The organism is Arthrobacter sp. Dra40, from assembly GCF_059091905.1.
In genome coordinates this window covers 1-962 of sequence record NZ_JBNHHB010000531.1, presented here as the reverse complement: position 1 = coordinate 962, position 962 = coordinate 1, and the positions used below count along the sequence as shown (strand labels likewise).

The window sequence follows — 962 nt, the reverse complement described above, 5'->3', positions numbered from 1 at the left end:
GTCCGGTCCGTCCGTTGTAGGAAACGCTCAACCGGAAAAGGCTTCGGGTTCCATCTTGCCAGCCGCCGAAGCCTTATCCGTTGTAGATAGCCCACAAAAGAGGGGCCGAACACCTGCTGGAGGTACCTAGTGGCCCATGCCCAGTCCCCCGTCGACGGGAATGACTGCGCCGGAGATGTAGGCGGCTTCGTCGCTGGCGACCCACCGGACCACCTTGGCTACCTCTTCAGGCTCGGCGAAGCGGCCCGCCGGAATGGAGGCCAGATAGTTCTTCTGGGTATCTTCCGGCAGCACGGCGGTCATTTCCGTGTTGACGAACCCCGGCGCCACGACGTTTGCGGTGATATTGCGGGAACCAAGCTCGCGCGTCAGCGACCGGGCGATGCCGACCAAGCCGGCCTTGGACGCGGCATAGTTGATCTGTCCGGGCGACCCGTACAGCCCCACCACCGACGAGATCAGCACTACGCGGCCTTTGCGCATCCGGATCATGCCCTTCGAAGCGCGCTTAATCACCCGGAACGCGCCGGAAAGGTTGGTATCCACGACGCTGGTGAAGTCTTCTTCGCTCATCCGCAGCAGCAAGGTATCGCGGGTGACGCCGGCGTTGGCGACCAAGACCTCCACGGGACCGTGTGCGGCCTCAACCTCCGTGAAGGCCGCGTCCACGGACCCGGCATCGGTTACGTCGGCCTTCACGCCCAGAAGTCCTTCGGGAACATCGCCGCTGCGGTAGGTGATCGCCACCTTGTCGCCGTTGGCTTCGAAGGCCCGGGCAATGGCCAGCCCGATACCCCGGTTGCCGCCGGTGACCAGCACACTGCGGCCGGACTGCTGTTCGTTGCTCACTCTAACCTCCATCAAGCTGCTGTTTTCCTAAGGAATCCTAGCCCGGGACACCGGCGCGCCGGTCATCGTTGCGGCGGCTTTAGACATTCCGGCCGCCGTGGGAGAATTGATAC

General features: G+C 63.5%; 1 protein-coding gene. It reads right to left on the bottom strand.

Annotated elements, in window-relative coordinates; genetic code table 11:
* Window positions 1–126 precede the first annotated feature (126 nt).
* Window positions 127–861, bottom strand: coding sequence for a beta-ketoacyl-ACP reductase (locus AC5RWT_RS37810; RefSeq protein ID WP_494084680.1), 735 nt, complete (start codon window positions 859–861; stop codon window positions 127–129).
* Between the last annotated feature and the right edge of the window lie 101 nt (window positions 862–962).

Excerpts from the sequence above, each read along its gene's own strand:
- AC5RWT_RS37810 (WP_494084680.1), bottom strand. The coding sequence starts at position 861 with ATGGAGGTTAGAGTGAGCAACGAACAGCAGTCCGGCCGCAGTGTGCTG.